Source organism: Pseudoalteromonas sp. GutCa3, assembly GCF_002836155.1.
Classification (GTDB): Bacteria; Pseudomonadota; Gammaproteobacteria; order Enterobacterales; family Alteromonadaceae; genus Pseudoalteromonas; species Pseudoalteromonas arctica.
Window position 1 is genome coordinate 120,644 of the sequence record NZ_PJBK01000073.1, and the last position, 14,137, is coordinate 134,780.

Annotated in this window: 12 protein-coding genes and 1 other RNA gene; 4 read left to right on the forward strand and 9 right to left on the reverse strand. The window is 37.6% G+C overall.

The window, feature by feature from the left end:
• Positions 1–17 precede the first annotated feature (17 nt).
• Complete coding sequence (locus CXF64_RS12930) at positions 18–296, forward strand: hypothetical protein (RefSeq protein ID WP_024590745.1); 279 nt, start codon at positions 18–20, stop codon at positions 294–296.
• Between the two features lie 13 nt (positions 297–309).
• Complete coding sequence (locus CXF64_RS12935; protein WP_101217220.1) at positions 310–963, forward strand: DNA-methyltransferase; 654 nt, start codon at positions 310–312, stop codon at positions 961–963.
• Between the two features lie 4 nt (positions 964–967).
• Here the strand turns inward: CXF64_RS12935 and CXF64_RS12940 are convergent, their stop codons facing one another.
• From CXF64_RS12940 to CXF64_RS12975, 8 genes are all read right to left on the reverse strand, one after another.
• Positions 968–2,776, reverse strand: a complete 1,809-nt coding sequence (locus tag CXF64_RS12940) for an AAA family ATPase (RefSeq protein ID WP_101217221.1) — start codon at positions 2,774–2,776, stop codon at positions 968–970.
• Positions 2,777–2,789: 13 nt separating this feature from the next.
• The gene (locus tag CXF64_RS12945; protein WP_024590742.1) at positions 2,790–3,095 is read right to left on the reverse strand and encodes a helix-turn-helix domain-containing protein; all 306 of its coding nucleotides are present in this window, start codon (positions 3,093–3,095) and stop codon (positions 2,790–2,792) included.
• Positions 3,096–3,618: 523 nt separating this feature from the next.
• Positions 3,619–4,920, reverse strand: a complete 1,302-nt coding sequence (locus CXF64_RS12950) for a hypothetical protein (RefSeq protein WP_101217222.1) — start codon at positions 4,918–4,920, stop codon at positions 3,619–3,621.
• 106 nt (positions 4,921–5,026) lie between these two features.
• Positions 5,027–6,028 (reverse strand): TniB family NTP-binding protein, encoded by a 1,002-nt coding sequence (locus CXF64_RS12955; RefSeq protein WP_101217223.1) that lies wholly within the window; start codon positions 6,026–6,028, stop codon positions 5,027–5,029.
• Positions 6,029–6,030: 2 nt separating this feature from the next.
• Entirely contained in the window at positions 6,031–7,854 is a 1,824-nt protein-coding gene (locus CXF64_RS12960; protein ID WP_101217224.1) for a Mu transposase C-terminal domain-containing protein, read from the reverse strand.
• A complete protein-coding gene (locus tag CXF64_RS12965; protein ID WP_101217225.1) occupies positions 7,847–8,476 on the reverse strand; it encodes a TnsA endonuclease N-terminal domain-containing protein in 630 nt (209 codons plus the stop codon). Before CXF64_RS12965 ends, CXF64_RS12960 begins: the two co-directional genes overlap by 8 nt.
• 132 nt (positions 8,477–8,608) lie before the next feature.
• Positions 8,609–8,705: signal recognition particle sRNA small type (ffs, locus tag CXF64_RS12970), an RNA gene on the reverse strand.
• Between the two features lie 139 nt (positions 8,706–8,844).
• Positions 8,845–9,720, reverse strand: a complete 876-nt coding sequence (locus CXF64_RS12975; protein WP_101217226.1) for a DUF3014 domain-containing protein — start codon at positions 9,718–9,720, stop codon at positions 8,845–8,847.
• 239 nt (positions 9,721–9,959) lie between these two features.
• On the opposite strand from CXF64_RS12975, the gene CXF64_RS12980 reads away from it, so the two are divergent.
• Positions 9,960–11,105 (forward strand): patatin-like phospholipase family protein, encoded by a 1,146-nt coding sequence (locus CXF64_RS12980; protein WP_007584072.1) that lies wholly within the window; start codon positions 9,960–9,962, stop codon positions 11,103–11,105.
• 28 nt (positions 11,106–11,133) lie between these two features.
• On the opposite strand, the gene CXF64_RS12985 is transcribed toward CXF64_RS12980, so the two are convergent.
• A complete protein-coding gene (locus CXF64_RS12985) occupies positions 11,134–13,107 on the reverse strand; it encodes a monovalent cation:proton antiporter-2 (CPA2) family protein (RefSeq protein ID WP_101217227.1) in 1,974 nt (657 codons plus the stop codon).
• 133 nt (positions 13,108–13,240) lie between these two features.
• Here CXF64_RS12985 and CXF64_RS12990 point away from each other — a divergent pair, with 133 nt between their 5' ends.
• Positions 13,241–14,137 (forward strand): GGDEF domain-containing protein, encoded by an 897-nt coding sequence (locus CXF64_RS12990; protein ID WP_024590733.1) that lies wholly within the window; start codon positions 13,241–13,243, stop codon positions 14,135–14,137.

Here is a 14,137-nt window from a genome sequence, read left to right on the forward strand (position 1 = left end):
CTTATAAGGAGATTCTTATGGCTTGTAACTGCTGTGGCAAAGCTTTAAATAGCGGCATGGTTCAAAAGAAAGATTCATCAACCGGTCAAAAGTTTAAATCATGCCCTCATTGTTCAGACGCTAATAGTTCTGAACATATATTCCATCCATATCCGGCTTCTTTTGGTATTACTCCTGCTCGTAAAACAGCTCGCAACCCTGATGGATATCAAAGCTATTGCATTGATTGTCGACGATTAAAAAAGGGCGTTGCTTCGAAAGCTTTTCACAATGGCCGTTTGTGTAGCACACTTTAGCTAAAGAGATTTAATGCAAGTACATAAAGATGATGCGGTAAATTGGTTATCAACACTTTTAACCGAAAGTGTTGATCTTTTAATTACTGACCCACCCTACGAATCATTAGAAAAACATCGAAAAATAGGAACAACCACTCGCCTAAAAGTAAGTAAATCGTCAAGTAATCAATGGTTCGACATATTTCCAAATAATCGCTTTGAAGAACTACTAATTGAAATTTACAGAGTACTGAAAAAAGGTTCGCATTTTTATCTATTCTGCGATCAGGAAACAATGTTTTATATTAAGCCAATAGCTGAAAAAGTAGGTTTCAAGTTTTGGAAGCCAATAATTTGGGATAAAGTAACTATCGGGATGGGTTATCATTACAGAGCTAGACACGAATATATTCTTTTTTTCGAGAAAGGTAAGCGCAAGTTAAATGATCTAAGCGTTCCAGATATCCTTACGTGTAAAAGAGTATACAGGGGCTACCCTACTGAAAAACCAGTTAAGTTAATTGAAACGCTTATCTCTCAAAGCAGTAATGAAAATGAACTCGTCGTCGATCCTTTTTTTGGTTCAGGAGCTACTTTAGTAGCAGCCAATAACTTAAATCGACAAGCTATCGGATGTGATATTTCTGAGTCTGCTCACTTACATCTAAAAGATCGAATCACATAAGCAGTTATTGATTATGTGATTCAATAAAATCCCAGACCGTTTCACATAGCGAAGTTAGCTCTGGCGTTAACTTCCAATCATCAGACTTATTAATTAGTGAAATTGCAGTATGACAAAATTTAACTTTGTCTTTAATTGTACCTGATTTGTCAGAATAGAATTTCCGTTCAAGTCCATCAGCTTTGTCGACATAGCGCTCTAGCACTTCACCAATACCATACTTATTAGATTTAAATAGCTCTTCCTTCATATTTTCAAATCTATCAATATTGCTATCAGTTCTCTGTTTAAAAGTTTCCCATCTAGCTTTAGCTGTATCAATCAAAATATCAAAGGGTATAAAGTTTTCGATTTCCTTATATTCAAGTAAATAAAATGCCTCTCCCAAAGCTTCTCGTAAGCTTTCAACACGCTCACCTTTGCCCTCAATATCTGCATCAGCAATTAATAAGATATTTCTGTTGAGTCTTTTAGCGGGGGTTTCACTACCATTATTTTCAACATCATCACTGAAATCCCAGTGAGTAATATTACTGCCTTGGTATTCTGTGAAAACAAAATGAAGATTTTCATGATAACTTTTTAACTTACTTTTCTTATCTTCATCTTCGAGCTCTTCAATGTATTTATTTAGATAGGCTCGCAAGTATAATTTATCAGTAACGCCTTCTACCCAAATTGAACAATTAGCAAGAAGTACCGACGATGCACGTACACCAAGCTCATTAAGTAACTCACCGTAATCTAATGAGGCTTGTACTTTACTCTCACCTTTTACCCTTGAAACTTGTTGAATAGAAATATCGTCACGCTCTTGAGCCAAATCTAAAAAATGGTTTGAATGGGTAGTCATAAAAAACATATGTTCTTTATGTTTTGAAAATATTTCAATTAACGTTCTTTGAAGTCCAGCGTGTAAAAAGTGTTCTGGCTCTTCAATAAAAAACATTGTCGATTTTTCAGCCATAAAAACTTTATACGTCAATAATATAATTGATTGAATACCATCGCCTAAATCATAAATAGGCCTGTCTTCATCATCACCTTCTTTGACATGTACAACATCTTTATCAACCATTGGTACTAACGAAATATCCCTGCCAAAAAAGAAGTTTTCAGAAAGATACTGTTCATAGTCGCGAACTTTTTGCCGTTTTCCGTAAGAGCCTAGTAAGTGTTGTGTGAGATCTTTATAAAGGCTGTGACCTGTAAAAACCTCACACTCATCTTTTTTTAATTGAGGAAAGTAATCAGACTTAGTTCGAGACTCAAAAATATCTTCTCCAGCAACATGCCGAAGCCCTCTCAAAGTTGGAATATAAATTTTACTCCAGTGATTGGTCACAGAGTAATCGCTAATATTTTTTAATAACGCTTCAGAGAAATATCCATTTATCATTGAATTAATGACCTCAACAAATCGGCCTTGCTCTCCAGGGGAGGTATAGTTTGAAGCCTTAAACATTGAATAAATTTCTTCTGCTAAATTGTTTAAACCGATAGGTTTATTCTGAATTGATGATAATTGATTAAGCATTTGATCATAATTTAGCGATTTCATTCTTACTAGCAGTTCCCTCGAACGACCTTGATGGAAGTCACTTTCTAGTTTTTCGATTATTCCCTTTATTTCAAAGCCTTCATACTCTAATGCCCATTGCTTTACATTTTCATTAAACAATTTTCTTAATTCGCGACTTTTACCTGAATTATTTGGGCCAATAAAAAATGTTATTTGACGAGTATCCTTTAAGAGCCAAGAATCATCTCCCGTCTTACCTATTTTCCTAATTGAATTAGCATTTACTTCCATGTTTTCTGATCCTTTATAGCTTTGCAGGTTTGAGTGTATTTAATAATTCAATTTGGTCTTCTTTTTTTAACTTACCCAAAGCACAAATTAGTTCAGATAGAATATCTTCTTCACAATAAAAATAGGCTACCGGTACATCAAGCTCTTTAGCAATGCGTTTCATGGTTAAAAAATCAGGGGCATGTTTGCCTTTTTCGTATTGGTTCATGCGAGCACTAGCCGTGTTTGGCTCCATTCCTAATGCCATACCTAGCTGTTGCTGAGTAAGGCCAGCTGCTTTTCTTGCAGATTTTAGGCGTGAAGGTGTTGGAGTTTCCATTTGAACCCTAGCTATGAAATATATATAGCTAAGATTCTCTTAGTATTTAGTAGGTAAGTGTACTAAGGATATTTTAGTTTTAATATAAAAACGTTAAAACTTACCTTTGAGCAAGGTAAACGTACAAATCCGAAAGATATTTTAATTTTTGATTGGTAACTGGGATGAGCAAATAAAATTTTGACTTTGAAATATATTTCAAAGCCCAGTGAAGGCTACAAGCTATCTTTACGAAAGTCATAGTTTTCTAGCCTAACCTCTTTAAGAGGTCAGGCTCGGGGAGAATATATTTGGAAGCCTATAATACCTTTGATGCCACGGCATCTGAATTAGCGGTAACTTTTCTACGATTATCGTTGTTAGGTTGAGTACTTTTCTTACTCTTGGTAACTGGCTTTTTTAGTTTAATAACCATGATTTCCTCCTGATTCTGTAGCCTAATAATAGTCATACATAACCTCAATTACAACAAAAATGTTGTTTTCATATCATAGTAATACTAACAAAGATCATTAATAAAAAGTTATGGGTTCAAGTTTGCAACATTTGATTCAAGTTCATTATCTTCATTAATAACACCTTGAGATATAATTTGCTCTTGAAGAATCAAAGCTTTAGTAAGGGTTTCAAGAAAAGGTCTCATAAATTGATAAAATTCATCATGACCATATTTCAATGCTTCACGCTTTGATGAATATAAGTTTAAGACACCAACAAAATCGCCTATCTCTAAAGAGTCTTCAAAATCGATATCTTCAGGTGCTTTTAATGCCATTGAAAAATTAGATCTATTTGTCTTATCATTTGAGTAGTGATTGACTAAATCATTAGCACGCATTTCAGTAAAATTCTGCCAACTATCAATATCTACCCATTCCCTAACGGCATCATTAACATCACCTAAGTAACTATAACTACCCATAGAAAAAGCAGTAGGTGCACCAGGAATTTCTAAATGGATAGAATCTAACGTTTCTGGTGAATGTCTTACCGGTAACATTAGTGGAATATTATTTTCTGATTTCTCAAAAAATTTTGTCGATTTAGAATTTAAAGATGCAATCACAGCTAGCACGCCAGAAACATTACTCAGTGCAATACTTGCACAACTACTGTCATAAAAAACCTTATTCTTCTCCCAATGTTCTTTGAGCTTTTCTTCAACTTCGCTACTTTTATTCATGTAAAACATAATATTAATTGAATATGCATTACTATGCTCTGAATCATCCCATCTGGCAGCTAAGCTTCTTATCGAAGTTAATATCTCAATTGATTTGCGTTTAACATTATCATATTCAATTTCCTCACCGTCTAACCCCCTCCTTAAAATAATATTAAAAGGGATTACGGTTCTATTGAGTATGTCTTGATATTCACTTATCCAACCTCTATCCGCTGAAGATTTCTGTATTTCATAAAATTTACCTAACAGCGACCTCTCATAATACGAATTAACAATATCAAAAAAAGCTTTCACTATAGAAAGGACCAGAACGACTAAAGTAATATTTTGTGTAATTGGCTCTAATCCATTCCAAATGTTTTTCAAGACACTAACACTAATTGGAACTGAAGCTCCCCCTGTAGAGCCGGAGTAAGATGAGCCTAAATTTGCACCTAGTATTGCACCTGTAAACATTTGGGCGACAACAACAAGAGTCGTCACAAACGGATTGACAAAGATTTTCATTGGGAGGATTAAAGACTTTTTAGCGAAATTAGAAAATTGAGTAAGAACCTCGATAAACACCCTTTTCAAATGTCGTGTATTTATTATATTTATAGGACGTTGATCTTTCCTTAGTATAGACTTTTTACTCACAATGGTTTTCCCTACAATGACTGATTCAAACAAAATACCACATAATAAAACTTAAAATTAACTTACGCATTTAAAAAATAAATATTAGTAAATAAAAGTTCTTAAATTACTTCCTCAACAACTGACTAATCGGCATTCGGTCAGTAAACTTGGTCGCTATAAACGGATCTTCATCTTGGGCGCTTTCAGGTTTGTATAGTGAATAGCGTTCGACTTCGCTTGCTGTAATTTCTGCAACTGGCAAAGTAAATAGGTTTGGTATATCAGGGAAGAGTACATCAAATGCTTTGACTAGATGCTTGGTTGTGAGGTTTTTTGCATTTTCTATTAATGCATAAAGTACGGCATCATCTAAAAAGTATTTGAGTGTTCTAAAGCAACCTTTTGAAAGTGAGAACAAAGCAAACACTGTAGCTTGTTCACTTAGGTTTGGCTTTTCGGTAAATGGCATTCGGTTAGCTAAGCCAATTATTAACTGTATAAAATGCTTTGGATTTTCTGATAACTTAAAATAAGGCAGCTGCCGCCTTACTAATAAACGCGATGACCATTGAGGCTCGTCTGCTATTTTTTCTGACCACGGCATACCTACCAATACGATTGATACACCCGCTTCATCGTTAATATATTTTAATCGGTTGGCAATCTCGCGGCGTTTTTTACCTTGGTTGTGCTCAATTAGCTCTTGAAACTCATCAATAATTATAAGCTCTGTGCCACACGTTTTTAGGCATTTTATTAATGATGTAGTTAACCGAGTACCGTTTACTCGCAGTTTCCGCTCTGTGCTACCCACTTGCCCTAAGTCTTTAAGAAGCTCAGCTAAAGTAGATTCTAGTGTAGGGTTACTAGGTATGCGACTTACTAATACAGGGTGATTCATAACACCATTAATAAACTGCGGTAAATGTCGTTCTTTATATTGCTTGATCAGTGCTGTTTTACCTGTGCCTGTATCGCCATTTAAAAGCATGCAGGGCTTTTCGCCCGCTAACCCCTTACCAAGTCTTAATCTGTCGAAGTCGTTAAATACCGTGCTTATTATTGGGTATTCAATAAATACATCACGAAATTCGTTAAGCTTTTCTTTTTGTTTATCGGTCAGCATAATTAAAATCCATCTAGATCTGAGATAAAGTCATCCCAGCTATCAGTTACTTGCTCTTTAGGTGTAACCTTTTTGTGTTCTACTGGCTCGCTCTGAGCTATTGATTTCTGCGAGTCGCTACTAACATTTTGATGCTTAGCTAACGCTTTACCCCCTTTTACCTTTGAGTTTTTTGGCGCATTTTTTAACTCTTCAAACTCGTTTTGAATTTTGTTATGAATAAACATACGCGCTTTTGCTAAGCCTATATTATCGATAGAGCCCGAAATAAAATCGCGATGAATGCGTATATTTATTTTATGCTGATTCAAACTTAAATTTTGGGTATAACCATTTGGATCTATGCATGGCACTTTTATGTAATGCTCTAGCTTATCGAGGTAAACGTATATATAAGAAATATCATCGGGGTTTAATTTAATTAAAACTTCTTGAGATACTTTGTGGCTAAACTGCTTTCTATAGTTCGCCAGTTCAGTACTGTCGTAGCTTAAATTTTCTAGCCTTATTCCACCTTTACGAAGTACCCGATGATTTGAAATACTGAGCACAACATCCAGTTGTTGAAGATCAGCATCACTCAGCATTGTTGGTGGTAACGTACTAAAGCCTTGATCCCATAATTTGCTTGGTATGTACTTAAAGCGGCTGTCGGCATCTTGATGGTAAACGTCTACTACCCATTTATGAAATAACTGCATAAAGGTCGTAAAACGCATGATTGCATCTTTTTTTGGATTGTATTCATGCTTTTGTAAAATGTTAGAAAAGGTTTTACCAGGAACAGGGTCTAATAATTCAGTGTTAATTGTGCCGAACATACGTTCTACAAAGGGTTTTAACCAAGGCTTTGCGACAGGGTTATATTGAGTATTAATACCTATTTCTTCACAAGCAAGTTCAAGGCTGTTACTCCAAAATTCAGCGCCATTATCAACAACGAGTGTTTCAATTTTGCCAGCACACTTCCACTCATTTAACGTATCAGGATATAGTTTTGCTACTTCACTTTTAGGTTTCATTGCATTTAGCATTGCTCGCCTTACTGCATCATAGCTAGGCTCACTGAAGCTAAAGTAATAGCCAACAATACAATGACTATACACATCGACTAACATGGTGAGTGTTGGCCGGCCAAGCGGGATATGTAGCTCATCATCTAATAAAATAAGATCCAGCGGTGTATGGTCAATTTCAACTTTTTCGAGTACTCGAGTAGGCCGTGTATGCCCTTCTACTTTATTAAAAGCAATATCAGCAAGGCGCTTACCATAACGAGCAATCATTACTTCGTATTGCGGTAAGTTATCTATTCTATTTTTAAATGCTTTGTATGTTAAAGGCTTTAAAATACTGCCTACAACAATGTCGTTTTCAATAATAACTAAGTCTTTATAGAACTTGTAAGCCGAAGCCACTGATGGTTTTTCTTTTACTAAGTAACGCTCAAGTGCCTTTTCAAAAAACTTATCGGTTGCTGTATCGCGATCCCTGTTACCCTTTTTTTGGTGGCTTGGTATTAGCGCCATTATATTTTTATCCGCATTGGTATAAGCGCTATACCATCGTGCTGCTGTTCTCCAACTGGGCTTTTTTTCTCCCTCAACCTCAGGCATTACTTTTAATAAAGGCTCAAGGTTTTTTTGTGTCCAACCGCCTTGAATATTAGCCTCAAGCCATTGAATATATTTAAGCTTAGCAAATGTTGTTATTTTTATTTTCTCAGGAAGGACTTGTAAATCTTTGACGTAATTTTGAGGTAGTTTGGTCTCTACTTTTGGTAATGGCTGATTAAATTCATCTTCAAACAAACCGTCATTAAACATTGTTAGACCAAATTGCTGTTTCTATTGATATTTCATTTGTAGTTAAGTCGGCAAATAACTGCCCTAATGATAATAAGCGTAGCACCGTAGCAAGTAGCTCACCGGCAGTTACTTTTAAAAAGCTAACTAACTGACTCACTTTGATCGAGCCGTATTGCTTAACAAGCTTTAGCACCGATGCTTGCAACTCTGTTAAAGACTGAAAACCAGAGTAGCGATGTAAAAGCTTTAAATTATTGAGTGTTGGGTATACACGGATTTGCTTATCAGTAACCAGTATTAAGTCACGTCTATCTTGCTTAGCGATGGCTTGCTTTTCAATAAAACGTGCACGAAAGTCTTCATCGGCAATTTTGCTTTGTGGTTTTACTTCAATAAATTTTTGCGTGCCGTCTGTGTGGGTAAGTAAAAAATCAGGTGTGTAACGGCAAATACGGTTATCAAACTCATATTCGTAACCTAGTGGTTGTGCTTCAAATGCGGCTATTGATGCTGAAAATTCAAAATGGAAACACGCATCAAACTCTAAAGAGGATTCGACTAAACAGGTAGATTTATTTTTTTGACTAGCAAATTTATGGAGGTTTTTAACACGGGAGTGTTTGAGTTTTCTTCTGTACATGTGAGTCAGCCATCTAACCATTTGGTTAAATACTAGACTATGCCACCTTATACTTCCAATTTATGCCATCTTTTAGTACAAATATGTCAACTTATACTTCAAACAACACCAAATGAGGAATTTGGGTGGCAGTCTTACCAGCCACATCTCGGCACACACGTCACAAACTGTGGCTGCTCCCTTCCGGGCCTGACCAGGTTCGCCTGCTAGTGTTGCGAGAGGACCAATAAGACTACCATTGAGGGCCTTGGTTGGCGCGGGAGGGATTATCTCTACTTTTGCTCTGTTATTCAAGGGATAATCTAAAAAGAAAGTGCGATTGCATACTTCATATACAATCGCGGCGTATTTAGCTATTTTAGTGCGTACTAATTGTTCTCTAACTGCGCTTTTATATTACGTAATGCTGCTTTTACTTTTTTCATGTTTTCTGGACCCATACGTAAAAGCTGTTTTTGTGCATCTGGTAATTGCTCCCACTCCGAAAACGCATACTGATACGTTACTGAATCACGAAGTAACGGCAAGTCACCTTCAGGCTCTGGCGTATCAAGTAATAAATCGATTGCATCGGTTAGCGTTTGATTAAACTCGTCATCGCCGTAACCAATTTCACTGTATGCATTATTAATAAGTGGCTTGTACTCTTCGTACATGCGAACGGCTTGCGCTGCACTCATACTGGTAAATATTTTCACATACGGTGTATAACGCTCGTAGCTGTTAGGGTTAATAGTTAAGATATCACCTTCATTCACGCTAAATTTTTCTTCTGGCTGTACAACAGGCATGTGTTTTTTAGCTATTTTTCCTTTTGCTAAGTTATCTACATATACCACACCACGACGAATAACATCGTCGGTCACCATTAAGCTCATTACTGAGTCGCTTAGGTACTCGTCCATTTTAGCAACAACAACTGCATCACTTTCGTTAAGCGTTGGTAGTGGTTTTACTTCAGGCACAGGCTCACTTGGACTTTGTGCTGGTACTTCAAGCTCTGCTGGCTTTTCTGGATTTACAGACGGCGCATCTACCACGGGGTCGTTCTCGGGTTTAAGCTCCATCATAGGTTGTTCTTTAACTGTGGGCTCTACCTCAGTGCGTGTTGCTTGCTCGTCACTGGGTGTTAGCAATACGAAGGCGGCCGCACATGCTACGACTATTAAAATAATAACGGCGAAAAGAATATTGTTATTAGGTGGACGTTTTTGAACATCTGATGCTTCTGGTTTATCTGACATACGAACTCCATAAAAATTAAAATGCGATATCACTTAGAGTACGCTAAGTGGATTAAATTCATTCTTACACAAATACTATTACATTTTATAATACGGCAATTATAGCAAAGTAAGTTACGTACTAAATTGGGTGATTAAACAATGTAATAAGTATTAGGGCAGTTATCCTTTGATTCTTCTAGCTTAAAGACTTACAGTTAATAAATAAAGTAAAGACGTAGAACAGTTTAACCACCAATATGAAAATCAAGCAAGTTGATCCACAAAAACCTAAAATTGCCTTATTACTCACAGGTGGTGGCGCACGTGCTGCTTATCAAGTGGGTGTTCTTAAAGCGCTAGCTCATAGTATGCCTCGTACCGCTCCATTGCCATTTAGAGTAATAAATGGCACCTCTGCTGGGGCTATTAACTCAGCTGCGTTAGCATGTTACGCCTCCTGTGCGCATTTGGCTGTACGAAAGCTTGAATCAGTTTGGAAAAACTTTTCAACCTCTATGGTCTATAAAAGTGATTTTTTAAGCGTATTTGGTCATATTGCGCGTAATATTTTAACGAGCTTTCAGTCAGAACATATTAACCATCCACCAGCGAGCTTGCTAAACAACCGCCCTCTGCGTGGTTTATTAAACGAAATTTTAGATTTACACCGCATTGAGCGCAATTTACATCGTAATTATTTAGATGCTCTTTCAATTACGGCCTCAAGTTATACAACGGGCGACTCTGTTGCATTTTTTCAATCTAATACGCAAACATCTTGGCAGCGTGCTAAACGCGAAGGCCGTGCAACTCGTATCAATGTTGAGCACTTAATGGCATCGAGTGCCATCCCTATGGTGTTTCCAAGTGTAAATATTTATAACCATTACTTTGGGGATGGCTCTATACATCAACTTTCTCCGCTGAGTCCGTCGATTCATTTAGGCGCTGAAAAAATATTTATTATTGGGGTCGACCAACCCAAAGAATTACACCCACCGGGTTACTCGCCACATTATCCGGGTCTATCTGCTGTTGCAGGGCATTTACTCGACAGTGTATTTACCGACACTATGCAATCGGATTTGGAGCGTTTGGCTCGTGTTAACCGAACATTAGGGCTATTACCCGCTCGCGACAAACATCAAGAACTTAAACAAATAGATACCTTTGTCATTAACCCTTCGCAAAACTTTAACGCCATTGCAGCGCAGTATTACGACGATATGCCATGGGCCATTAAAGTATTGCTACGTACCATAGGTGTAAAAAAGCATTCGCAATCGAGCTTAACCAGTTACCTATTGTTTGAAAAACGCTACACCCAGCATTTAATGCAAATTGGCTATGAAGACGGTATGGCGCAGTTGCCTAAGATGCGTGAATTTTTAGAGTTAGATTAATCTTTTAGAGCTAGATTAATCTAAGTCACTATTCGATTCCGTCGAGCAGATAGTGCTCTACCCGCTCAACACGCCTTGGTTTACCTTGTAATACTAAAACGTCATTAGCCAATAATGTTGTTTGCGCTGATGGCGTATCTATTTCGGCTCCTTCTCTGCGCAGTGCTTTTACGAGCACTCGCCGCTTTTCTAAATTAAGATCTTCAATTGTTTTATCCACGGCATAAGCTTGCTGAGGTAGCGCTACAACATGTAAATATTCTAATCGTTCACTTGAGGCATCTTCGCTATCTTTAAAATACCCTGCGTAAAAGCTTTGCATTAATGGATAACGATTACGACGTTCTTTACTTACTCTACGCACAATACGCGTCATCGGTACGCCCGACATAGACAACACATGCGACACGAGCATTAAGCTCGCCTCTAATGACTCTGGCACTACTTCGGTTACGCCTAGCCCTTTTAAATAATCTAACTGGCTATCGTCACGAGTACGAATAAGTATTTTAACGTTGGGCGCTATTTGTTTTATGGCATCAATAACAACTTGTGCGTGATCAAGCTCTGTAAAAGTAATAATAACCAAGCGAGCTCGCTCTACTCCTGCGCATTTTAAAATATCTTTTTGTTTAACATAGCCAAATATAACAGGCTCACCCGCCGCTTTGCCTTCTTGTACTAAAATTGGGTTACTTTCGATGGCAACGTAGTCTATTGCTTCGGGCTTTAAAAAACGCGCTATAGTTTGCCCTACACGCGAAAAACCACAAATAACAACATGGTCACTATAAAGTGTACTACTTTGTGGCTCACTCTCCAGCGCTAAACTAGGGCGATCAAGTATACCCAAACGCTTTAAAATAAATGGCGTTTTATCAATCAAAAATGGTGTAAATGCCATTGATAACACACCAAGGGCAATTAAAAATGAAGCTTGCTCTGAGTTTAGTAACTGATGCTGGCCAGCAAGTGCGATAAGTACAAAACCAAACTCCCCCATTTGCCACAGCATAATGCCACAGGCGAGCGAGTCTTGGTTTCGCTCATGCATTAGCCGCGCACTAAGTGCTACTACTGTAATTTTTAATACGAGTAACCCAAGCAATGCGCCAATAATTATTACTATATGCGCCAGTACAAATAAAATATCCAACTGCATACCCACAGTTACAAAAAACAGCCCCATTAAAATATCGCGAAATGGACGTATATCGGCCTCTAACTGATGCCTGTAATGGCTCTCACCTAACATCATTCCCGCTAAAAAAGCGCCCAATGCCATAGACAAGCCAAACATATACGTTAAAAAGCCCGCAAATAAGGCGACTAATATAGTGGTAAGCACAAACAACTCATCGGTTCGTACTTGCGCTATTTCTTTAAACACAATGGGCAATACCCATTTACCAATTGCCCAAAGAAGCACGCATACAAATGCGCCCTTACTTAGGGCAAACGCTAAAGCCCAGCCAATACTTTGAGAGTCGCTTGATGCAAATAAGGGGAATATTATTAATAGAGGAACAACAGCAATATCTTGAAAAAGCAGTACACCAACGGCCAATTGCCCACGGCGCTGATTAAGCTCACCCGTTTCTTTTAATAGCTTAACCACTACAGCCGTAGAAGAAAGCGCCATAATTGTACCAATGGTAAAACTGGTGAGTAGGGAGAAGTCTAAACAATATAAAATAATAATGAAGAGTAAGCTGGTTATACCTACTTGTAACGAGCCCAGCCCAAATACTAGGCTTCGCATTGCCATTAGCCGCGAAATAGAAAATTCTAACCCCAAACTAAATAACAAAAACACAATACCAAGCTCTGCTACAAACTCTATTTCATGAGATTGCGCTAACCAACCAATACCATGACTACCGGCTAAAACCCCCGTTGCTAGGTACGCCAAAATAGGCGGCAAGCCAATGCGTTTAAAAAACCACACAAAAAGAACTGCTGCCACTAGCAAGCCAAAAATTTGAACATTAATACTCTGCAAATTCGGCCTCACGCGTCAATTAAACCAAGGGACTTACTTTAAATATAGCAACCTTCTGTTTTTCAGCAAGTTTTAAAATATGGCACAAAAATCGCTTAGTAATTGCAAAGCAACACCCTCGGGGGAGAATTTAATGGAAAACGTCCATATTTTGACGCAGCGTGTGTCTGGTCGCGGTGATTTTTTGCCGTTTTCGGCTGAACACTCGCCAACAAATGAAATAACAGAAACACATAAACTCGTTACAGAGCTACAAACTAGCTTAGTGATTGAGGATGTTTTAGCTATATACGCAAAATTTACAAAACAATTGTTAAATTTCTCTGGTTTACAGTTTCAGTCAACACTGGGAACTACACAAACATCACAGAGTGATACAAATAGTACACCCTATATTTTTGATTTGGCGATTGGTAAAGAACACTTAGGGCAGCTAATTTATTTTAGTAAATTCCCGCTTGGTCAAGCCATTGAGAAAAAGCTACATACTTTACATACTGCGCTGGTTTATCCACTTCGTAATGCGATGATGTATAGCCGTGTATTAAAGCTTGCCACAAAGGATGCATTAACCGGCTTAAATAACCGTAGTCAGTTTAATGACTTTTTACTGCAAAAGCTTGAAAACTGCCGTCGTTACCAGCGTCCATTTAGTTTAATGCTGCTTGATTTAGATAATTTTAAACAAGTTAACGACAACTTTGGCCATAAAATTGGTGACGATACACTTAAAGAGTTTTCAAAAGTACTGTGTAGCAGCATACGCGGCACTGATTCGGTATTTAGATTTGGTGGTGATGAGTTTGCTTTACTTATTGAAGACCCTGAGTTTACAACGAATAAAGTGATTGCTGAGCGGATAATGTGCTTAGTAAGAAAATCGCCCCTAATGTCTAAGTATAAAGTAACAACCAGTATTGGTTTTACTTTAGCTAACAGCCAAGACAGCGAAACTGAAATATTTGCTCGCGCCGATAAAGGTTTATACAAAGCAAAAGCATCTGGTAGAAACTGCGCAAAAGCATATTAG